This window comes from Leucobacter faecis, assembly GCF_054456695.2.
On the sequence record NZ_JBTJER020000001.1, the window covers coordinates 320795 to 342537 of the forward strand.

The 21743-nt window shown below is 65.1% G+C and carries 15 protein-coding genes and 1 pseudogene; 6 read left to right on the forward strand and 10 right to left on the reverse strand.

The window, feature by feature from the left end; translation table 11 throughout:
• Positions 1 to 56 precede the first annotated feature (56 nt).
• On the forward strand, positions 57 to 1331 hold the full coding sequence (clpX, locus tag ACXR2W_RS01500; RefSeq protein WP_458812519.1) for an ATP-dependent Clp protease ATP-binding subunit ClpX: 1275 nt from the start codon (positions 57 to 59) through the stop codon (positions 1329 to 1331).
• Between the two features lie 77 nt (positions 1332 to 1408).
• Here clpX and ACXR2W_RS01505 read toward each other — a convergent pair.
• The 10 genes and pseudogenes from ACXR2W_RS01505 to ACXR2W_RS01550 form a co-directional block, all read right to left on the reverse strand.
• A pseudogene (locus ACXR2W_RS01505) lies at positions 1409 to 2038 on the reverse strand (tyrosine-protein phosphatase); the annotation flags it as partial.
• 14 nt (positions 2039 to 2052) lie between these two features.
• Positions 2053 to 2319 (reverse strand): hypothetical protein, encoded by a 267-nt coding sequence (locus tag ACXR2W_RS01510; protein WP_458812522.1) that lies wholly within the window; start codon positions 2317 to 2319, stop codon positions 2053 to 2055.
• A gap of 503 nt (positions 2320 to 2822) precedes the next feature.
• Positions 2823 to 5336: an HNH endonuclease signature motif containing protein gene (locus ACXR2W_RS01515; protein ID WP_458812525.1), complete on the reverse strand. Its 2514-nt coding sequence runs from the start codon at positions 5334 to 5336 to the stop codon at positions 2823 to 2825.
• An 824-nt stretch (positions 5337 to 6160) separates the two neighbouring features.
• Entirely contained in the window at positions 6161 to 7120 is a 960-nt protein-coding gene (locus ACXR2W_RS01520; protein ID WP_458812528.1) for a carbohydrate kinase family protein, read from the reverse strand.
• Positions 7108 to 7422: a Fe-S oxidoreductase gene (locus ACXR2W_RS01525; protein ID WP_458812531.1), complete on the reverse strand. Its 315-nt coding sequence runs from the start codon at positions 7420 to 7422 to the stop codon at positions 7108 to 7110. The genes ACXR2W_RS01520 and ACXR2W_RS01525 overlap by 13 nt, the downstream gene beginning before the upstream one ends.
• 3 nt (positions 7423 to 7425) lie before the next feature.
• A complete protein-coding gene (gene valS / locus ACXR2W_RS01530) occupies positions 7426 to 10008 on the reverse strand; it encodes a valine--tRNA ligase (protein ID WP_458812534.1) in 2583 nt (860 codons plus the stop codon).
• 158 nt (positions 10009 to 10166) lie between these two features.
• Entirely contained in the window at positions 10167 to 10892 is a 726-nt protein-coding gene (locus ACXR2W_RS01535) for a glycine betaine ABC transporter substrate-binding protein (RefSeq protein ID WP_458812537.1), read from the reverse strand.
• A 104-nt stretch (positions 10893 to 10996) separates the two neighbouring features.
• Entirely contained in the window at positions 10997 to 11896 is a 900-nt protein-coding gene (locus tag ACXR2W_RS01540; RefSeq protein WP_458812539.1) for a glycine betaine ABC transporter substrate-binding protein, read from the reverse strand.
• A 30-nt stretch (positions 11897 to 11926) separates the two neighbouring features.
• Entirely contained in the window at positions 11927 to 12808 is an 882-nt protein-coding gene (locus ACXR2W_RS01545) for an ABC transporter permease (protein ID WP_458812542.1), read from the reverse strand.
• Positions 12808 to 14181, reverse strand: coding sequence for a quaternary amine ABC transporter ATP-binding protein (locus ACXR2W_RS01550; protein WP_458812545.1), 1374 nt, complete (start codon positions 14179 to 14181; stop codon positions 12808 to 12810). The genes ACXR2W_RS01545 and ACXR2W_RS01550 overlap by 1 nt, the downstream gene beginning before the upstream one ends.
• Positions 14182 to 14837: 656 nt before the next feature.
• Here ACXR2W_RS01550 and ileS point away from each other — a divergent pair.
• The 5 genes from ileS to ACXR2W_RS01575 all read left to right on the forward strand — a co-directional run bounded on the left by ileS (position 14838) and on the right by ACXR2W_RS01575 (position 21724).
• Positions 14838 to 18209, forward strand: a complete 3372-nt coding sequence (gene ileS / locus ACXR2W_RS01555) for an isoleucine--tRNA ligase (RefSeq protein ID WP_458812548.1) — start codon at positions 14838 to 14840, stop codon at positions 18207 to 18209.
• A complete protein-coding gene (locus ACXR2W_RS01560; protein WP_458812551.1) occupies positions 18206 to 19546 on the forward strand; it encodes a bifunctional folylpolyglutamate synthase/dihydrofolate synthase in 1341 nt (446 codons plus the stop codon). The genes ileS and ACXR2W_RS01560 overlap by 4 nt, the downstream gene beginning before the upstream one ends.
• A complete protein-coding gene (locus tag ACXR2W_RS01565; RefSeq protein ID WP_458812554.1) occupies positions 19543 to 20046 on the forward strand; it encodes a DUF4233 domain-containing protein in 504 nt (167 codons plus the stop codon). Before ACXR2W_RS01560 ends, ACXR2W_RS01565 begins: the two co-directional genes overlap by 4 nt.
• A gap of 69 nt (positions 20047 to 20115) precedes the next feature.
• Positions 20116 to 20532 (forward strand): nucleoside-diphosphate kinase, encoded by a 417-nt coding sequence (gene ndk, locus ACXR2W_RS01570; RefSeq protein ID WP_458812557.1) that lies wholly within the window; start codon positions 20116 to 20118, stop codon positions 20530 to 20532.
• A 4-nt stretch (positions 20533 to 20536) separates the two neighbouring features.
• Positions 20537 to 21724, forward strand: coding sequence for a winged helix-turn-helix domain-containing protein (locus ACXR2W_RS01575; protein WP_458812560.1), 1188 nt, complete (start codon positions 20537 to 20539; stop codon positions 21722 to 21724).
• Positions 21725 to 21743 lie beyond the last annotated feature (19 nt).

Consider the following 21743-nt stretch of genomic DNA (forward strand, 5'->3'; position numbering starts at 1 on the left):
GGCGGTGCGCGCTAGTGTCTTCAGTAGTTCTCGTTTGAGCGTAAAGGAGCCTCCGCATGGCGAAGATCGGCGAAAGCAGCGACCTGCTCAAGTGCTCCTTCTGCGGTAAGTCGCAGAAGCAAGTACAGCAGCTGATAGCCGGCCCGCAGATCTATATCTGTGACGAGTGTGTCGCGCTGTGCAACGAGATTATTGAAGAGCGGCTGACCGAGAATCAACCCGCTGAGCCCTCTGACTTCACTCTGCATAAGCCCCGCGAGATTTCTGACTTCCTCGACGATTATGTTGTGGGTCAGGAGCGGGCCAAACAGTCGCTCGCGGTAGCGGTTTATAACCACTACAAGCGCGTGCGTGCGCTTTCGACCCTGACGAGCGCTGAGAGTGCCGCGGAACAGGTCGAAATCGCGAAGTCGAATATTCTGATGATCGGCCCGACCGGCTGTGGCAAGACCTACCTCGCGCAGTCCCTTGCTCGCCAACTGGGCGTACCTTTCGCGGTAGCAGATGCGACTGCCCTAACTGAAGCGGGCTACGTCGGCGAAGACGTAGAGAATATCCTGCTGAAGCTGCTGCAGGCGGCAGACTTCGATGTGCAGCGGGCTGAGACGGGCATCATCTACATCGACGAGATCGATAAGATCACTCGCAAAGCCGAGAACCCCTCGATTACGCGTGACGTGTCGGGTGAGGGCGTGCAGCAGGCCCTGTTGAAGATACTTGAGGGCACGGTCGCATCGATCCCCCCTCAAGGTGGGCGTAAGCACCCCAATCAAGAGTTTCTGCAGCTGGACACAACCAACGTATTGTTCATCGTCGCGGGCGCGTTTTCTGGCCTCGAAGAGATTATCGGCTCGCGCTTGGGGCAGGGCGGTATCGGGTTTGGTGCGACGGTCGCCAGCAAGCGTGACAGCGACCGGCTCTTCTCACAGGTGCAGCCTGAGGACCTTCATAAGTACGGGCTGATTCCCGAGTTCATTGGGCGGTTGCCCGTGATCGCGACGGTGGACCCGCTCGATGTGTCGGCACTGTGTGAGATTTTGACGGAGCCTAAGAACGCGCTCGTGAAGCAGTACCAGCGCATGTTCGAGCTTGACGGCGTCAGCCTTGAATTCGAGCCCGAGGCGCTGCAGGCTATCGCCGAGCTCGCGGTGGCACGCAAGACCGGAGCACGCGGTCTACGCGCGATCCTCGAGAACCTACTTGGTCCGGTGATGTTCGAGGTGCCCTCCAGCGACACCGTGACGAAGGTCATCGTGACGCGGGAGTCAGTGCTGGGCGAAGCGGCCCCGCGGGTGATCGAGTCGCATCAGCTGGGGCGCGAGAGCGCCTAACTAGCGAACACCTAGAATTAGCGCGCCCCGGTTCGCCGCAACACAGCGGTGAACCGGGGCATGTTTGTGTGATCGCGTCAAACGGTGAGCTTTTCACGCAGCTGAGTCACGGTCTCATCGGAAAGACCGAGGCCGTCGGTCAGGTAACCATCGATGTCGCCGAATTCGTCGTGTACGGCGTCGAGGCTGGCTTGCAGAAATTCGGATTGCACTCCCAGCAGCACCCCGATGGCTTCGGCTGCCTCAGGGCCACGCGATTCAACGACCTTTTCTTTGGTGGCTGCGACTCGCTCAGCGGAGTATGCATTGGTGGCCAAGTAGTTGTCCATGACATCGGCTTCTTCGGCGCCAGCGGCGAGTTGCAGAATGGCGCTTGTCCAACCGGCACGGTCTTTGCCTGCGGTACAGTGAAACAGCACGGGCCCCTCGGTCTCGGCGATGGTGGTGAGAACTTCACCAAACCGGGCACGTTGACCTGCGTCTCGCACAAAGCCGTCGTTGACATCGATCAGTTTCTGGGCTGCGTCTTCTGGCGTGCTTACTGCAAAATCAGCGTTGGGGTTGGCTGCGGTAGTGCTGCCGCCCAAGATATCGATGTTCACATACTTGGTGCCTTCAGGAACCCGGTCGGGCTGCTTCGTGATTTCCTCGGGGGTGCGCAGGTCGATGATTGTGTCGATGTCGAGGTCGCTCAAGGTAGCAAGATCGCTATCGTCGACGTCTAGGCGTTAGAGCGGTACGCTACGCCAGAAGCGAGGTACCCGCCGGGTACTCCGAGCGCGGTGTCGGTGCCGGCAACGTCACGAAAGTTGTCGGCGGTTTTGAGGCGGGGCGTGGTGACTGACACCTCGCCGATGTCAGCGGCGCCTGCTGGTGCACTCATGGCGGACGGTGCCGCCGCTTGTTGACAGCCCGTCAGGGTGATCGCTGCAAGGACTGACGCGGCGATGATGGAACTGCGAACGGTGGTGCGAATCGACTGCGGCATGTTGCCCTCTCTCGGATTGTCTAAGACCTGATTAGTCTGTCCAAGTGAGATGTCGCGCTCGCGACTTTAAGGTGGACGGCGGGTGCGTGGCGCGTGAACGTGATGCGAAGCTTCGTGCATGCTCGTGGGGCCTGTTGTGAAGGGGAGCGATGGCGTGAACGCGCGCCGCGTGGTGCGATTTGCATCGTCGTTCTGCAGGATCAGCCCAGAGGCTATCCCACGCTGCAAGGCGGCTCGGCAATGCCCGGGTTCGGCATTCTGTGTAGGGGGAGTCGGAACCATGATGCGCCAGCGTCTCTTGCCTCGGGCGGATGAGCGCACGGGGCTTGCGAGCCTCTGTAGCCAAAGCTTGAGCCTTGAACCTGGACCCTGCAAGTCGTAAGCTCCTATGCCGGCTCGGGCGCCTGTGACTGCCTGTGACTACTCGTGTCTGCTGGTGTCTGCTGGTGTCTGCTCGTGACCGCTCGTGCCTGATTGGATAGCTCGTTGTTGCCCGCCCGTGCCTATGCGTACCCGTTGGCTTGTGCGTAGGCCCGCTGGTCGGCTGGTTTGAAGCGCCGCGCCCTCGCGGCGCCGAGTTGCATCCCGTAGGTGATGGGGAGTGGTGTCGCGAGCTCGGTCTGGGTGAGCTCGAAGGTGGGTGCTGCCGCTCGGGCCGTGGCGGCGGCAAGATCAGGTCGCCCGGTCACACCCGGTGGTGATTGTGGTGCCCGGGTGGCTGATGGGGGTGGGTTTTCGAGGATGATGGGCGGAGCTGTCCCCTCAGGCCCGGGTGGTGGATGGAGCATGAAGGGGCCGCGCCCGTCGCGGGTGATCTTCCATCCGTAGTTATGGAGCTGCAAATGGTGCGCTGAGCAGAGGGCGATCCCTCGATCGATGTCGGTGCGGCCCTGGTCGGAGTGCCAGTGGTCAATATGGTGTGCTTCACAGTACGAAGCGGGCCGGTCACAGCCCGGCCAGCGACACCCGCCATCACGGGTGGCGAGGGCGATGCGTTGGGCCCCGTTGTAGAGCCGTTGTTCGCGCCCCACGTCGAGGGGGTTGTAGTCTTCGTCGACGGTGACGTGCACGACGCCGGCGTTGCAGCGCTGCTTGGCGACGACCGCGTCAGAAGTGATGGTGAGGCCGTCTTCGTACCAGGCGACCACCCCGATCGGATCCGCTGGAGCCGCTGGAGCCACAGGGGCCGCGGATGATGCGGGAGCGGCGACCGTGGTCTGTGCACCCGGTGCCTGCGCACCTGTGGGCTGCTGCGCTGCGGGAGTCTTGCCGCGGGCCGCCTGCCAGGCCGCTTTCTTCGCGGCCTTCGCGGCTTCCGCGGCCGCTTCAGCGGCGCGGGCCTCAGCCTGCTCGGCGAGGTATGCTTCACGGTTCACGACCTGCACCACCCGCACCCCCACCTGCTGGGTACCAAACACGGTCTTCTGATCAGCGACCGCGCCCGACTGGAGCAGGTCGATGAGGAGGTCGTGTGAGATTTGTTCGTGGCTGCGCTGGTCTTGCGCGAGTTCGTCGCCCGCGGCCTGCTCGTCGGGGTCGATGAAGCGGGGCCCGCCCCGGCGGGGGCGCAGCGCGCTCGCAAAGATCGCCCCGATCCATGCTCCCGCGTCGTCGTCACAGGTGAGGCGGGCATGGAACTGCCCCTTCTGATCCGTCCACCACCTGAACGAGCGCGCCTCGTACCGTTGGTTACGGCGCAGGGTGGCCCCGTCGGGGTCGAGGAGATCACGAATCGCTCGCGCCTGCCGGCGTAGCTCTTCCACCCGGGTGTGCTGGGCCGCCCCGACAAGATCGAGCCCGGCCTGCCACCACAACACCAGCAAAGCCGCTTCACATCGGCCCCCACACGAGCCCGCGTCAAAGAAACCCGCACTCGTGGTGAGAAAAGCGCCGGTAGAACCGTTGGCAGTGCCATCGGTAGTGCCGCCAGCGGGATTCTCGGTAGTGCCGTCGGCGGGATTGCCGGCAGTCCTGTTTTGGGGGTGGGAAGTGTGGAGGGCCGCGTAGGCGGCCGTGTGGAACGCACACGCTGGCGCTACCGCAGCCGCCGCGGCGGCAGATGTAGTGCTGCTTGCTGCAGCGTTTGCCGTGGCGCCTGTCGTAGCACCCGTGGCGCCTGTGGGGGCGTCTGCAGTGTGGGTGTCTGGTTCGGGGGCGTGCGGCGGGGCGCCGAGGCCCTGCCTGATCGCATCGTTTTGCGGGTCGGTGAGCAGGTCACGCGACACAGCCCGGTCAAGCACCGTATGCCACGGCACCGCCAACACCAGCACGGCCTCCGCCGCCGCTGCTTCCGCCGCCGCTGCGGCAGAAGCTGCGGCGTCAACACCGGCCAGATCACCATCGTCACCGCCACTGCCGTCGGCTGTGCCATCGGCGCCGTCACCCGTGTCACTCGTGCAGGCACCAAACCGCGCCGCGAGTGCTTCACGCTGTTCGCGGGCTTCGCGCTCGGCGGTCTCACCGGCGAGCATGCTCTGGCCCACCCGCACCTTGCGGGACGCTTCACCCCACGAACTCCCCGTGAGGTGCTGCATCATCTCAACACCCGTTTTGAAACCACTCGCCTGCGCCACCCCGGGCCGCCCGGCACGCTTCACCGACCGGCTTCCCACCACCCCGGCACTCAGTACCTCCAGCTCAGAACACTTGCGCATCACCTGAGCCACGATCTTCGCGAAATCACTCGCCCCCTCGTCGGTGAGCGCGTTCACGACCGTACGCGCGTCAGCGCCAGGGCAGTCGGCCGGAAACAAGGACTGCACGTGCGCCATAAGCTGCACGATCTCGTCACACTTCGCCTGCATCCCCAACCTGCCAGCAGCACCCACGCCGGCGCCCCCTACAGCATCCGCCACAGGGGGCACTGCCGACTCATCAGTCACCCCCGCAACAGCGCTCACGCCTGAAACACCGGCCGCGGCCGCGTCGTTCAAGCCCGCATCAGCACCCTCGCTCGCAGCCTCAGTGAAGAGGCCCGCGAGGGGTTCTTCGTGCTGTGGTGAGGGTTTGGCTTCCATACCCTATTGTTTCACGGATCGTAGGTTTATTCGAGTGAAGTTATCCACAGATTTGGCGTAATCACGCCAATTTTCGGTCGAAACAGGGGGCTGTGGACGACTCGACCTGATGTGCGTCGGAAGGCGGGCAGCCGGCCGGTCTGGGAGTGGAATGGGTGCTGCGACTCCTTCGTCGCGCAGCATGACCATAGGGGGTGGCAGCATGACCATAGGGGGTGCACTCGCACCGCATGGCCATAGGGGGCGTGCTCGCGCAGTGTGGCGAAGGGCGGGGCTTGTGTGGTGTAACGAAAGGAAGCGTGTCCACTTGAGTCCGAGGTGCTGATGCCAAGAGGGGCCTTCTTTTGCTACGGGCTCTGGGCCTGAGCGAGCAAATCAGGGATCAGCTCTTGGGGGCTCATTTCGGTGGGCGTATTGGCCTCTGGTGAGCGTCTGCCGTCAGTGAGGCAACTTGCGTCAGGCTTAGTGTTGCTCCCGGCACCGTCGTGAAGGCGTACAAGGCGCTAGAGGAGGAGGGCTTACTCGTGACGCGGGTGGGCGCTGGCACCCGGGTGAATAGTGAGATACAACCTTTGCCCACAGGTGTGCTCGAAGCCGCCCTCCACCTGACCGCAACCAGTAGAAGCGCAGGCATCAGCAGTGACCCTTCGAGAGCGCCGAAGGGTGAAGACTGGATTCTGCGACTCCTTCGTCGCGCAGAATGACGGGGTGAGGTCGCGCAGAATGACGGGGTGAGGTCGCGCAGAATGACGGGGTGGGGTTGCGCAGAATGACGGGGTGGGGTTGCGCAGAATGACGGGGTGGGGTCGCGCAGAATGACCAGGCTAATCGGCGTCGAGCTGTGCGCGGTGCGGTGGATTCGCGCCCGCCTGTGACACCGCAATAGCGGCAGCGCGCGAAGCGCGGTCCATCACAGCGTCCAGGTGTGATGTCAGCCCTGCAACGCCGAGCTCGAGCGCGCTTGAAATGAGCGCAGCCATGAACGAATCGCCGGCGCTAATCGTATCGACGACGCGGGTCGCCGCTGTGGGAACCTCGATGCGCTGAGTCTTTGTCACTGCGAGGGCGCCAGCGGCCCCCAGCGTTACGACGACCACGTCGGCACCGAGCGCGAGGATTTGCCTCGCAGCAGACTCAGGAGAGAGGCCAGGGTAGAGCCACTCGGCGTCTTCGTCGCTGAGCTTGACGATCTGTGCGCGGCGTGCCGTACGCTCGAAGCGTTCAAGCGCGGTCTCGTGCGGGGGCATCAGCGTCGGTCTGACGTTGGGATCAAGGGTCACGACAACGTCACCGGGTAGCGTTTCGAGGTAGTGAACTACATCGGCTCCGCCAGGCTCAAGGAACAGCGCGATCGATCCGGTGTGCACGAGCGCGTAGTCGAGAGTGCTGCTCGCCACAGCGCCATGTTCGGCCACCACCGTAGCGGCGTCGAACCGCCAGTCAATGTCGAACTCATAGCGGGCCGCGCCCGCGGCGTCGATGATGGCGCGCGCGGTCGATGTGCGGGCAGCTTGGAAAGATCCGGCACTACATTGCACACCCTCGCGAGTGAGGGCGTCACGGATCCGGGCGCCGCGCGCATCTGCCCCCAGGTGGGTGGCGAGCAGCGCCGGGTGGCCGAGGCGCGCGAGCCCCATCGCGACGTTGGCCGGGCTGCCGCCGACGTACTCTAGGGGAGCGGCGTCAGAGGCCTCATGCTCGGCAATGTCGATGAGCGCCTCACCAATCACGAGCGCGAATGGGCCCCGCGCGGCAGGCGCCACCTCCGCCACTAGCTCAGCCAATCGTCGTCATCGTCGTCTGGAACGCCGCTCACTGTCGAAGCGCCAGCTGCTGCTCCGGATCCAGGTGCAGACCCACCCGGGGTAAGCGACTGCACGGCTTCGACGGTTACGGCACCCGCCGCATCGAGGCCCACCGTGACCGCATCGTCTAGCGTGCACCGCGGGCGCCCCTCGAGAAAGGTGAGCGTCCACGCGGAGGCCGCGGGATAGGCGGCCTCCTGCTCGGCGATGGCCGAGTACAGCACCGGGGGCACGCCGCGGTGCGGTGCATCACCTGCGCGCCAACGCGCCCCCAGCTGCACGGTCTAGCCCTCTGCCTGCTCGAGCTGAATCTCGGCGACCGTGACGTGATCAACGTCGGCCACCTCGATGCGCAGCTCGGTGATGCGGCCGACAGCCGAAAGATCGCCGGCCGCGAGAGCGAGCCGCTCGCGATCAGCGGCGGGCACCTGCACGACGGCGAGCGTGACCTGGGTGCGCTGCGACGCCTTCGCGTCAGTCTTTGCGCCGCGCACACGAATCAGCGCGCCGCCCACGAGGTCGAGCAGGCCAGCGTCTGCGCCATCACCGGCGAGGTCTGCCGCTTCAGACGCGACGGGCCAGGCTGCCTGGTGCACCGAACCCTCATTGAACCACGACCACACCTCTTCGGTCGCGTAGGGGAGGAACGGTGCAAACAGGCGCGCGAATACGCCAAGCGCGGTGCGCAGGGCCGTAACGGCAGAGGCCTGATCCTGCCCGGTCGCGTTGTGTGCGCGCTCCTTGACGAGCTCGAGGTAGTCGTCACAGAACGTCCAGAAGAACGACTCCGTGAGCTCGAGCGCCTTGGCGTGATCGTAGTTCTCGAACGCGCGGGTCGCCTGCTCGATCACGGTCGCGAGGCTCGCGAGCATGGACCGGTCGATCGCCTCGGTGACTGATCCGGCGCCCGAAGCGTCAAAGCTCAGCGTGAACTTCGCTGCGTTGAGCAGCTTGATCGCAAGACGACGGCCGATCTTGATCTGCGTGGGATTCTGCGGATCGAACGAAGCGTCGGTGCCGAGCTTCGCGGACGAAGCCCAGTAGCGTACGGCGTCAGAACCGTGCTGCGCGAGCATGCCCGCGGGCGTGACGACGTTACCCTTCGACTTCGACATCTTCTTGCGGTCGGGGTCAAGGATCCAGCCCGAGATGCCCGCGTTCTTCCACGGCAGCTGGCCGCACTCGAGCTCAGAGCGCAGCACCGTCGAGAACAGCCAGGTACGGATGATGTCTTGACCCTGCGGGCGCAGGCTGTATGGGTAGACCTGTGCGAACAGCTCGGGGTCGCGCTCCCAGCCGCCCGCGAGCTGCGGGGTGAGTGACGAGGTCGCCCAGGTGTCCATGACGTCGACCTCGCCCTGGAAACCGCCGGCCTTGCCGCGCTGCTCCTCGGTGTAACCCGCGGGCACATCGCTCGAAGGATCGACGGGCAGCTGGTCGACGGCGGGAATGATCGGCTGGTCGAAGACGGGGTTGCCGTCTGAGTCGAGCGGGTACCAGACGGGAATCGGCACACCGAAGAAGCGCTGGCGCGAGATCAGCCAGTCACCCGAGAGCCCCTCGACCCAGTTCTCGTAGCGCACGCGCATGAAGTCGGGATGCCAGTCGAGCTCCCGGCCGTGGGCGAGCAGTCGCTCGCGCACGCCCTCGTCGTGCGCGCCGTTCTTGATGTACCACTGACGCGTCGACACGATCTCGAGGGGCTTGTCGCCCTTCTCGAAGAACTTGACGGGGTGCGTGATCTTGCGAATGTCGCCCACGAGCTCGCCCGACTCGGTGAGCTTATCGACCACGATCTGCTTCGCACTAAACACGGTCTTGCCAGCGATTTCGGCGAAGGCGGCCTGGCCAGCCTCGCTCGTAATCGCCTCGGGGGCCTCAGAGATGATGCGGCCGTCGAAACCGAGAATCGCGCGGTTGGGCAGCTGCAGCTCGCGCCACCACACCACGTCGGTGACGTCACCGAACGTACAAATCATGGCGATGCCCGTGCCCTTGTCCTTCTGCGCCAGGTGGTGCGCCATGATGGGCACCTCGACGTCGAAGAGCGGAGTGCGCACCGTCGTGCCAAAGAGCGGCTGGAAGCGCTCGTCATCGGGGTGTGCCACGAGCGCGACACAGGCCGCCAGTAGTTCGGGGCGTGTTGTATCGATCAGAATGTCACCGCCACCGTCGGTGCGGTGGAAGGCAAGCTGGTGGTACGCGCTCGGCTGCTCGCGATCCTCAAGCTCGGCCTGTGCGACGGCGGTGCGGAACGTGACGTCCCACAGGGTAGGAGCCTGCGCCTGGTAGGCCTCGCCACGCTCGACGTTGCGAATGAACGCGAGCTGCGAGGCGCGCAGCGAGTCCTGGCCGATGGTGCGGTAGGTCTGCGCCCAGTCCACCGACAGGCCGAGGGTGCGCCAGAGGTCTTCGAACTGCTTCTCGTCTTCGATCGTCAGCTTCTCGCACAGCTCAATGAAGTTGCGACGCGAGATGGGCTGCTGGTCGGCGGCCTTGATGCTCTTGCCGGTGCCGCCGTCGTGCGGGGGCACGAAACCATCGACGTAGGGGAGCGTCGGGTCGCAGCGCACGCCATAGTAATTCTGCACGCGACGCTCGGTGGGCAGGCCGTTGTCGTCCCACCCCATCGGGTAGAAGACGCGCTTGCCCTGCATGCGCTGATAGCGGGCCACGGTGTCGGTGTGCGTGTATGAGAAGACGTGACCGACGTGCAGTGATCCTGAGGCGGTGGGCGGGGGCGTGTCGATGCTGTACACCTCGCCTGCGCCGTTGCGGTCAAACGCGTAGGTACCGGCTTCGTCCCAGACGGTGCCCCACTTCTCCTCGAGGCCTTCGAGTTTCGGCTTGTCGGGGATCGCGCTCATGCGTGCTGCTCCGGTCTCGACGTGTAGTCGGTTCGATGTAGGCGGCACCGTGTCGTCGGCATGCAGGGCCGGGGTGCCTAATGGTCAACCCCACTAGTCTACCGTCCCCGCGTGCTACACAGCTGGTGTGGCACGCGGGGACGGTGAGGCCACAAGGCCTACTGGGTGAGCTGCTTCATAAACTCGGGGTTCTTATCGGCCCACGCGGCGACGCCCACCGCGGGTTTTTCGTCAGCGTGCGTCACAAAGACCTCGTGTTCGAGCTCGGTCAGCTCTTCTGGCGTCATGCTGAACGCGCGTAACCACTCGGCAACCTCAGGTTCGCGCTCGGGCAGCTCGGTGCTCGAGAACACGTGCTCAGACTCGGTCTCACCGAGCAGGCCCTCGGGGTCCTCGAGATTCTTGATCGGATATTCGCGGTACGCCCAGTGCGGCTCCCACAGCGAGACCGCAATGTTCTCGCCCGCATTCGTCGCGCCCTCCAGCGCCGCGAGCATGGCCGCGGTCGAAGAGGTTACAAAGTCCATTCCCTCAAGACCGTAACCCGGAATGACCGTCTCATCCATGAGGATCGTCTGGCCCGCGCCCGGCTCAATGCCCACGATCTTGTTATCAAACTCATCGGCGTGCTCAGCAAGCTGCGCAAGCGAGTCGATCGGGGCGTCTTCGTTGACCGCGACGGTGATCTGCACCTGGTCATACCAAGCCCCGAGGTCGACGAGATCGTCGCCATACTCGTCCACGAATGACTTGTGAATTTCGGGCAGGGTGACCTGCGTCGCAAAATCGTAGCTACCATCGGCCAATCCAATGAACACCGGGCTCACGTCTGCCGCATCGATGGTGACGTCGTACCCTTTTCGTTTCCCGCGCCACAGGCGCATTGCGTTTCTACGGCGAAGGGCGTCTTCCGCGAGCATGGCTACGCGGGAGGCGCCCTTCCTTACCGCGCAGGTGCGCGGTAGTATATTCGTTGGTCTCGTGCGAACTACTTCGTCAGCGAGTCCACGTAGTCCTGGTTCTGCGAGATCCAGTCTGCGATGATCGGCTCGTAGTCGTCGCCGTCGTACTCGTTGAACATCATGTTCTCGAGCGAGTGCAGCTGGTCAGAGCTCATCTTGAAGTTCGAGATCCACTCGGCGACCTCGGGGAAGTCCTCCTTGAAGGTCTTGCTGCCGTACGAGTAGAGGCTTTCTGCCTCGCCGAGCGCGCCCTTCGGGTCCTCGAGGTCCTTGATGTCGTACGCATCGTAGGCCCAGTGCGGGCGCCACAGCGTCACGGCGATGTTGTCGCCCTTTGACATGGCCGAGTCAAGTTCGGTCAGCATTGCCGGGGTTGACGAGATGATGTAGTCCATCTTCTCGAGACCGTACTCAGGGATCACGGCGTTCTCAGTGGTCTCGGTGAGACCGGCACCCGCTTCGATGCCCACGAGCTTGTTGTCGAACAGGTCGGCGTTCTCTGCCAGCTCGTCGAGTGAGTCGATCGGGGCGTCAGCGTTGACCGCGATGGTCAGCTTCGCCTCGTCGTTCCATGCGCCCAGTTCGACGATGTCGTCACCGTACTTTTTAAGGTAGCTCGCGTGGGTGAGCGGCAGCCATACATCAAGCACCGTGTCGTAGGCGCCGTCAGCGAGCCCCTGGAACACGGGGCCGGGGTCTGCCGCTTCGATCTTGACGTCGTAGCCCTGCTCCTCGAGCACGGTCTTCCACAGGTGCGTTACCGCGATATCTTCGTCCCAGTTGAACATACCAATGGTGACGGTGCCCTTGTCGTCACCGCCGGCCTTGCTGTCAGAGTCGCCCGAGTCGCCCGCCGAGCAGCCCGTCAGCGCGAGCGCCGCGGCGGCGCCGAGTGCGATTGCTCCGGTGAGAAAACGCTTCTTCATGGTGTTCCTTTCGTATCCGAATCGCAGCGGTTACGCTGCGACCGGCTCGTTTTGGGTACTGGAAGTAGTGGGGGCTTTACGCTTCTTTTTGCGTGTGCCGAGTGCGCCGGTGGTGCGGTCGAGAATCATGGCGAGAATCACGACAGAGACGCCGGCTTCAAAGCCGAGCCCAATGTCGATGCGGTTGAGAGCCTTGACGACCTCACCGCCGAGCCCGCCCGCGCCGACCATGCCGGCGATGACGACCATTGACAGCGACAGCATGATCACCTGGTTGACGCCCGCCATAATCGAGGGCATCGCGAGCGGCAGCTGAATCTGGCGCAGAATGCGGCCGGGGGTCGAACCAAACGCGTAGCCCGCTTCAACGACCTCGCTATCAACGCCGCGAATACCCAGCTCGGTCAGGCGTACACCGGGGGCGAGCGCAAACACGATCGTGGCGACGATGCCGGGCACAACACCCACGCTAAAGAACATGAGCGCAGGAATCAGGTACACAAACGCCGGCATCGTCTGCAAGAAGTCGAGAATCGGTCGAATCACCTTCGATGCCGAGTCATTGCGGGCGGCGAGAATACCAAGTGGAATCGCAATCAGTAGCGCGATCACGCTCGCGAGAATCACGAGCGCGAGCGTACTCATTGCCTCGTCCCACTGGTCAACGCCCACGATCACGAGCAGGCCGATCGTGGTGCCGAGCGCGAGCTTCCAGCCCTTTGCAAGCCACGCGATGGCCGCGAGCACGATGATGATTGCCCAGAACGGGGGAGTCGCAAACACGAAGTCGAGGCCGGCGTATGCCGAGTTCAACACCGAGCGAATCACCGTGAATAGACCGTCGGCCGAGCTCGTCAGCCAGTCGACGACGGCGTTCGCGCCGTCGCCCAGGGGAAGTCTGAAGTCAGTCATTACTGTGCCACCTCGCTTGCTGCGCCTGAAATTGTGTCTGCGCCCATAGCCGCTCCACCGAGGGGTTGCCCGGGGTGTGTTTGCGCGAGCGTCTCGGTGATCACCGCCTTCGGTACATCGGGCGTCGGTTCAATAATGGGAATCTCCGTGGTGACTGCGGGCACGTTCGTGAGCGACGCGAGCAGCGTCACGCGCGGCACGACGCCAATGAGTCGGTCTTGGTCGTCGACGACTGCCACGGGCAGGGGGCTCTCGACCGCGAGCTCAAAGAGGTCGGCAATGTACTGGTCGCGGCCCACGATTGAGGGCGTGGGGCGCAGCTTCTCGGTGAGATCGGTCCCGCCCTCGCGCACCTCCCGCAGCATGTCTTTGTCGCGCACGACACCGAGCAGCTTGCGGCTGCCCGTGGTCACGAAGCAGGCCGACGTCTGCAGGTCGCGCATCATGCGCAGCGCGGCGCGGGGGCCAGCGGTGGCGGGCACGACAGCGCGCGGTGGCTCCATCACGTCACCCGCGGTGAGCACGCGTGCGCGGTCGACATCTTGCACGAACTGCGCGACATAGTCGTTGGCGGGGTCGGTGAGAATGTCATTGGGGGTGCCGACCTGCACGATCCGGCCGTCGCGCATGACCGCGATCCGGTCGCCGAGAAACATCGCCTCGTTCAGGTCGTGCGTAATGAACACGATCGTCTTGCCGAGCTCCTGCTGCAGCTCGACGAGCTGCTCTTGCATCTCGCGCCGGATCAGTGGGTCGAGCGCCGAGAACGCTTCGTCCATGAGTAGGATCTCGGTGTCCGCGGCGAACGCGCGGGCGAGGCCGACGCGCTGCTGCATGCCGCCCGAGAGTTCGCCCGGGAGGTGATCTTCCCAGCCTGCGAGGCCGACGCGCTCGAGCCAGTGCTGTGCCCGCTCGCGGCGTTCTGAGAGGCCGACGCCCTGGATCTCGAGGCCGTATGCGGCATTGTCGAGCACGGTGCGGTGGGGAAGCAGGGCGAAGTGTTGAAACACCATTGAGAGGCGGTCGCGGCGTACCGCGCGCAGTTCTGCCGCGTTCATGCCTACGATCTCGTGCCCAAACACCGAGATGGAGCCGCCGGTGGTTTCGCCGAGGCCGTTGAGCATGCGAATGAGTGTCGACTTGCCCGAGCCTGAAAGGCCCATGACCACGAAGATCTCGCCGGGTTGCACGCTGAAGCTTGCGTCGATCACCGCGGCGGTGCCGAGCTGCTTGACGTCTTCGCGTGAGGCGCCCGCGCGCAGGCGCTTGACGGCCTCTTTCGCGCGGCGGCCGAAGACCTTATATGCCCCGGTCACCTCAATCGCGGGCGAATCGGGCGCATGAGGTGCGCTCTTGGGTGATGTGTTGGTCACGATAGTGATCTCCTGCGCGGCACTTGCCGCGGTTTCTAAATGGTTGATGGGTACGCCAAATTCGCGCTCGCCAGGCAGACGTGCGCGGCGTACGGCGCAGGCTTCTCAAAAAACCTGAATCTGTATTGCGGGGCAAAAGGTGTTCGCTGACCGGGGGGTCACACGCGGGTCGCCGGCTCTCGACGATTCGGCCCGCGGACGAGTGGCATGAATCACACCCTTCGCACACAACGCTGTCTTCGACGCTAACAACGCTTGTTGCCGGGGCGCAAGGGGTGCTGGGCTGGTCGGGCGCGCGTAGCACACTCACTTGGGGCTGTGATCAGGTATTTTCATACTCGTTGATCGTTACCCCGTTGTTACATTGAAGCGGTCGATTGCAGCACTGGTAGACTGCACGCATACGACTTTGATCCGGCAATCACCGGGGAGTTTCTGGCAGAACAGTGAGCGAGGCATACGCCCCGCTCACTCAGTAGATTCAGACGGTCACGGCCCGTTATCGCCGAATGAAGTGGTGAGTGTTGCGGCGGCGAAAGCGGCGGCGGCACTGCAAGCGGGGTGGTACCGCGGGTGATGCGCACAGTCTCACTCGTCCCGGCGCGAAACACCGCACGCCCCGCGTGCGGCACGAACAGCACCGAGTGAGGATCCACATGCCGTACCCCCAGCAGCCCACCGGCGACGCCGCGCTTCCCGGCGAGGGCCACGCCCACAGCGTGACTCCGTCACCGTCGCTTCCTGCAGTCGAACGCGGTGTGCTCGACTTTTGGGCAAAAGACGACACCTTTGCCGAGTCGCTGCGCCAGCGCGAGGGCTGCGAAGAGTGGGTGTTTAACGACGGCCCGCCCTTCGCGAACGGCCTGCCGCACTACGGCCACCTGCTGACGGGCTACGCGAAGGACGTGTTTCCCAGGTTTCAGACGATGCGCGGCCGCCACGTCGACCGCAAGTTTGGTTGGGACACTCACGGGCTGCCCGCCGAACTTGAAGCTATGAAGCAGCTCGGCATCACCGAGAAGTCTGAGATTGAAGAGATGGGCGTCGCCGCGTTCAACTCGAAGGCCCGCGAGTCAGTGCTGCAGTACACGAAGGAGTGGGAAGAGTACGTCACGCGTCAGGCGCGCTGGGTCGACTTCGACGGCGGGTACAAGACCCTCGACCTGTCGTACATGGAAAGCGTGCTGTGGGCGTTCAAACGGCTGTACGACCAGGGGCTGGCCTATGAGGGCTCACGCATTCTGCCCTACTGCTGGCGCGATGAGACGCCGCTGTCAAACCACGAGCTGCGCATGGACGACGACGTGTACCAGATGCGTCAGGATCCGTCGGTCACGGTGACGTTCCCACTCACGGGCGAAAAGGCCGAAGCGCTGGGGCTTGCGGGCACCCGCGCTCTCGCGTGGACGACGACCCCCTGGACCCTGCCGACGAACCTTGCGCTCGCGGTCGGGCCGCAGATCGAGTACGTTGTGGTGCCCGCGGGGCCAGCGGGTGCGGCAGACGGCGGGGAGGCAGGCAACGCCTCGTACCTGCTCGCGTCAGATCTCGTGGCGAACCACGTAAAAGAGCTGGGCTACGAGAACGCCGCCGAGGCCGCCGAAGCCATCACTGGCACGGTCACGGGCGCGCAACTCGCTGGCGTGCGCTACGAGCCGCTGTTTGACTACTACACCGACACCGAGGAGTGGGGCACCGATTCGGCCTGGCAGATCCTCGTTGACGATTACGTGCTCACGACCGACGGCACCGGCATCGTGCACCAGGCCCCGGCCTACGGTGAAGACGACCAGCGGCTCGCGCAGGCGGCAGGCATTCCCACGATCTTGAGCCTCGATGAGGGCGGCCGCTTCTTGAGCGCGGTGAGCGACGTCGCAGGCGAGCTGTGGATGGACGCCAACCGTCCGCTGATTCGCATGGTGAAGGCCGCGGGCCGGCTGCTGCGCGAAGCGAGCTACGAGCACTCGTACCCGCACTGCTGGCGCTGCCGCAACCCGCTCATCTACAAGGCCGTCTCGAGCTGGTTTGTGCGCGTCACGCAGATCAAGGATCGCCTGCTCGAGACCAACGAAGACATCAACTGGGTGCCGAGTAACGTGAAGCACGGCCAGTTCGGCAAGTGGCTCGAGGGTGCACGCGACTGGTCGATCAGCCGCAACCGCTACTGGGGCAGCCCGATTCCGGTGTGGAAGAGCGACGACCCCGAGTACCCGCACATCGATGTCTACGGCTCGATCGCCGAGCTCGAAGCCGACTTCGGTGAGCTGCCGCGTAATGCCGACGGCGAGATCGACCTGCACCGGCCCTACATCGACAGCCTCACCCGCCCCAACCCGAGCGACCCCACCGGCAAGTCGACGATGCGCCGCATCGAAGACGTGCTCGACGTGTGGTTTGACTCGGCATCGATGCCGTTCGCGCAGGCGCACTACCCGTTCGAGAACCAGGAGTGGTTCGACACGCACCAGCCCGCCGACTTTATCGTCGAGTACATCGGGCAGACGCGCGGCTGGTTCTACGTGCAGCACGTGCTCGCGACCGCCCTGTTTGATCGCCCCGCGTTCAAGAACGTGATCAGCCACGGCATCGTGCTCGGCAGCGACGGCAACAAGATGTCGAAGTCGCTGCAGAACTACCCCAACGTGAACGAGGTGTTTGAGCGCGACGGCTCAGACGCGATGCGCTGGTTCTTGATGGCATCACCCGTGGTGCGCGGCGGCAACCTGATCGTCACCGAAGAGGGGATCCGCGAGGGCGTGCGCCAGTTCATTCTGCCGCTGTGGAGCACCTGGTACTTCTTCAGCCTGTATGCGAACGCCGACGGCGTGACGGCCGAGCGCCGCACCGACTCGAGCGACCCGCTCGACCGTTACATTCTCGCGAAGACGGGCCAGCTCGTGCGCGAGGTGGGCGATCACCTCGAGGGACTCGACACGACGAGCGCAGCAGACGCGCTGCGCGGCTTCGCCGAGGTGCTCACCAACTGGTACGTGCGCCGCTCGCGCGACCGGTTCTGGGAGGGCGTGCACGGCGCAAACAGCAAGCCCGAGAACAAGCAGGCCTTCGACACGCTCTACACCGTGCTGGAGACGGTCGCGCGGGTTGCGGCCCCCATGTCGCCGCTCGTTACTGAAGAGCTGTGGCGCGGACTCACCGGTGGCCGCTCGGTGCACCTGACCGACTGGCCCGATGCGAGCGAGTTTCCCGTCGACGATGAGCTCGTCGCCGCGATGGACGAGGTACGTCAGATCACGTCACAGTCACTCGCGCTGCGCAAGGCGCGCAAGCTGCGCGTGCGGCTGCCGCTGGCCGAGCTCACGGTCGTCACCCAGCGCCCTGCCGCGCTCGAGCCCTTCGCAGCCATCTTGCGCGAGGAGCTGAACGTGAAGCGTGTCACGCTCACACAGCAAAACGAAGACAGTGCGAGCGAGCACGGCATCGTGCAGCAGCTCGCCGTCAACGCGCGGGCGGCGGGCCCTCGCCTCGGCAAGCAGGTACAGCAGGCCATCAAGGCCGCCAAATCGGGCGACTGGGCCGAAGAGAACGGTGTCATCGTTGCCGGTGGCATCGCCCTCGAGCCCCACGAGTACGAGCTGACCCTGCGTGCGGGCGACGATGACGAGACGGCGCTTACGCTCATCGCGGGCGGTGGGTTCGTGCTGCTCGACACCGAAACGACCCCCGAACTCGAGGCCGAGGGCATCGCTCGCGATGCGATCCGGGCCGTGCAAGAGGCGCGTAAGAACGCGGGTCTCGATGTGAGCGATCGCATCGTGCTCGCGCTGAACGCCGAGCCCGCACACGCCGACGCACTGCTCGCGCACAGCGCGCTGATCGCGGCCGAGACGCTCGCCGAGGGCATCGCGGTGCAAGAGGCGATTGGCATCGACGCGATCGTCGACGACATCGCGTCGCCCGGCGGCGGCGTGTTCATCACCGGCGCAAAGGCGCTCGGCACCGCGAAGGCGCCGTTCATCATCACGATCGACGCGACCGGCGCGGCAAGCCAGGCTGGGGGTGCTCGATGAGCGCGGCGACTGAGGTCTACGACGCGCTGCTCACGCGCGTAGGCGAGGCGAACCCCAGGCCCCGGATCGAGCCGGTGCGCCGGCTGGCCGAGCTCGCGGGCTCCCCGCAGCTCGACTTCCCCGTGATTCACGTGGCGGGCACGAACGGTAAGACGTCGACGAGCCGCGCAATCGAATCGATTATGCGCGCACACGGCCTGCGCACGGGGCTCTTTACGAGCCCCCACCTCGTCGATTTCACCGAGCGGTTCATGGTCGACGGTGAGCCGATCGACGAAGAGCAACTCGCGTCGGCGTGGCGTGAGCTGCAACTGCCGCTCGAGGTGGTCGATGCCGAGCTCGAGGCCGCCGGCCACGGTCCCATCACCTTCTTCGAGGCGCTCGCGGTGCTCGCATTCCTGGCCTTCGCAGACGCACCCGTCGAGGTGGCGGTCATCGAGGTGGGGCTGGGCGGTGAGTGGGACGCGACCAACATTGTTGAGTCGCAGGTCGCCGTGTTCACCCCGATCGGCCTCGACCACGTCGCCATTTTGGGCGACGACCTGGCGGGCATCGCCCGCACCAAGGCAGGCATCATCAAGGCCTCATCAACTGTGGTGTCGGCCGTGCAAGAGCCCGAGGCGCTCGCCGAGATCACCGCGGCGGCAGAGGCCAAGGGCGCTCCGTTGCACGTGCTGGGGCGCGACTTTGCGCTCGTGGACGACCGGCTGGCCGTCGGGGGCCGCCAGATTGACGTGCGCGGGCTTTCGGGCGTCGGGTACGACCCCGCGTTTGTGCCGCTGCACGGCGGGCACCAGGCCGAGAACGTGACCCTCGCAATTGCCGCTGCCGAAGCGTTCTTCGGCAGCGACCGGCCATTGCCGGGTGAGGTGCTCGACGAGGGCCTCGGCCAGCTCACATCGCCGGGCCGGTTGCAGCTGATTAGCGCCGACCCGATCGTGTACGTCGACGCCGCCCACAACCCGCACGGCGCGCGGGCGCTCGCCCGCGCCGTCGAAGAGTCGTTCGCGTTTGACGAGCTCGCGCTCGTGATCGGTGTGCTCGAGGAGAAAGACGCGGCGGGGGTGATGCGTGAGCTCGCGCCGATCGCGCACCGGGTCACGCTGACCCCGGTCGCGTCGCCCCGCTCGAGTGACGTTGAAGCGCTGTACGCTCTCGCCGAGACCGAGATTCCTGGCACCCCCATCGAGGTGGCACACTCGCTGCCCGAGGCGCTCGACGCGGCCTACGCGTGGGCCGCTGGCGCGGGCGGCCGTGCCGTGCTCGTCGTGGGCTCGGTCGTACTCGCGGGCGAAGCGATTGACTTCGCCCGCAGCGAAGGGTGGAACGAGAAGTGAAGCGAAACGCAGACGGCGTGCCGGGCGATCCGGAGCGAGAGAACCTGGCGCCGCAAGACGCGACGCCAGAGGAGCTGACGCTCTCGCCGTCAGAAGCTTCGGCGCACAACGCCGCCCTGCGCATCTCGGGCGCCGCGGCAGGCGACACCGCGATGCGCACGCAGAAGGCCCTCGCGTCGATCGTGCTCGGTTTCGAGCTGATCATTGTCGTGCTGATCGGGCTCACCCTGTTTGGGCTCGGCACGCTTGAGCCGCGCGCGCTGGGCCTCGTGATCGGTGGGGTGCTGGGCCTAGTGACCATCGTGGGGCTCGCGCTGATGCGCGTGGGCCGGGCCGGCATTATCACCGGCTGGGTGTTGCACGTGCTCATGCTCGCGACGGGCTTTCTCGTGCCGATGGCGTTCTTTGTGGGCGGTATTTTCACCGCGCTGTGGATCTTCTGCATGGTGAAGGGCGCGAAGATCGACCGCGACCGCGCCGTGTGGCTCGCCGCACAGTAGCCCGCACGCGAGCGGTAGCCTCGCGCCGATAGAATCAAACCGACCTCTTGTATTGAAAAAGGAGTATGCATGTCTGCAGAAGAAACCCTGATCCTGGTGAAGCCCGACGGCGTCGCCCGGGGCCTGACCGGCGAGATCCTGCGCCGCATCGAGGCGAAGGGCTACGAGATCGCCGACCTGCGCATGGTGACGCCCAGCCGCGAGCTGCTGGCCGAGCACTACGCCGAGCACGAGGGCAAGCCGTTCTTCGAACCGCTCATCGAGTTCATGTCATCGGGTCCGGTTGTGGCGGTGCGGGCGACGGGCAACCGCGTCATCGAGGGGTTCCGCGCGCTCGCCGGCACGACCGATCCGACGACTGCCGCACCCGGCACGATCCGCGGCGACCTGGGCCGCGACTGGGGCCTTGCCGTGCAGCAGAACCTTGTGCACGGTTCTGACTCAACGCTGTCGGCCGAGCGTGAGCTCGGGCTGTGGTTCGCCTAAGCTCGTGACCGCCCGGGGCACGCTTTCACTGAGCCCCGCTGAAGCACGCCGTATCGCTCTCGGGGCGCAGGGGTTTACCGCCGCTGCGCCCCGTTTGCGTACCCGGCGGCCCTTCGACCAAGCACTTGACCGGTTGCACGTACTGCAGATCGACTCGGTCAACGTGTTTGCGCGCAGCCACTACCTGCCGGTCTTTTCACGGCATGGTGAATACCCGACCGATGCGCTCGATGCGCACCTGTGGGAAAGCGGCGAGTACACCGAATACTGGGCGCACGAAGCAGCGTTTGTGCCGGTGAATGACAGGCCGCTGTTTCAGTGGCGCATGAGCGAGTTTCGTGTGCGCCACGCAGACCGGGCCGAGGCGCTCGCGCCCGAAATTGAGCGGGTGCGCGCGCAGCTGCGTGACGCCGGCCCGCAGTTCGTGCGCGAGCTTGAAGAGGGGCCTCGTAGCGCGCGCGGCCCGTGGTGGGACTGGAGCGACACGAAGCGCGCCGTCGAACTGCTCTTTGCGCGCGGCGAAGTGGCGTCGGCCGGGCGTTACGGTTTTCAGCGCCGCTACGCGCTCGCAGAAGACGTGCTGCCGGGGGCCGCTCTGGCCGACGTGCCGCGCGCTGACGCTCAGCGCGTGCTCATCGAGCGCGCTGCCAGGTCGCTAGGAGTCGCGACGCTCGCTGACCTGGCCGATTACCACCGGATCCGCCTGAGCGATGCGCGAGGTGCCGTGCGCGACCTGCAAGAAGCGGGGGTGCTCGTGCCGGTGCAGGTGGCGGGCTGGGTGACGGGGCGCGGCGCGCCCGAGAAAGCGTGGATGCACGCTGAGGCCCGGGTACCAGCGCGGCTTGCCCCGCATGCGCTGCTCACCCCGTTTGATCCGCTCGTGTGGTTTCGCCCTCGCACCGAGCGGCTGTTTGGGTTTCATTACCGCATCGAAATCTACACCCCCGCGGCCAAACGCAAGTACGGCTACTACTGCTTACCGTTGATGGTGGGCGGCCGCCTGGTCGGCCGCATCGACCTGAAAGCAGATCGGGCTAAGCGAGCCCTGCTCGTGCAGGCCGCCTGGCAAGAACCAGGGGCGCCCGCGCACACGCCCGAGGTGGCGAACCAGCTGCTCACCCAGGCCGCCCGGTGGCAAGGGCTCACCGATGTGCGAACTTCGGGGGTGGGCAACCTCTCGCTGCAGGTGTAAAGCATCTGACTGAGAACGG